Source organism: Nonomuraea candida, assembly GCF_000725485.1.
Classification (GTDB): Bacteria; Actinomycetota; Actinomycetes; order Streptosporangiales; family Streptosporangiaceae; genus Nonomuraea; species Nonomuraea candida.
The window spans coordinates 1-202 of the sequence record NZ_JOAG01000237.1; the positions used below are offsets into that span (position 1 = coordinate 1).

General features: G+C 67.8%; 1 protein-coding gene. It reads left to right on the forward strand.

The genetic code is table 11. From position 1 onward, the window contains the following. Window positions 1-202, forward strand: a 202-nt coding sequence (locus IO39_RS43880) for a hypothetical protein (protein WP_043638124.1), incomplete at both ends; no start/stop codon positions are given.

Sequence of the window (202 nt, forward strand, 5' to 3'; positions counted from 1 at the left end):
CTTCCTCGACCAGCTCATGGAGACCATCGGGGTCAACCTGAACACGATCGTCGCCAACGCCCGTACCGACGAGCTGCTCAAGGAGTCGCAGCGGCTGGCCGTGGAGCTGCAGGCGCGCTCGGAGGAGCTCCAGCAGCAGCAGGAGGAGCTGCAGCGCTCCAACGCCGAGCTGGAGGAGAAGGCCACGCTGCTGGCCCGCCAG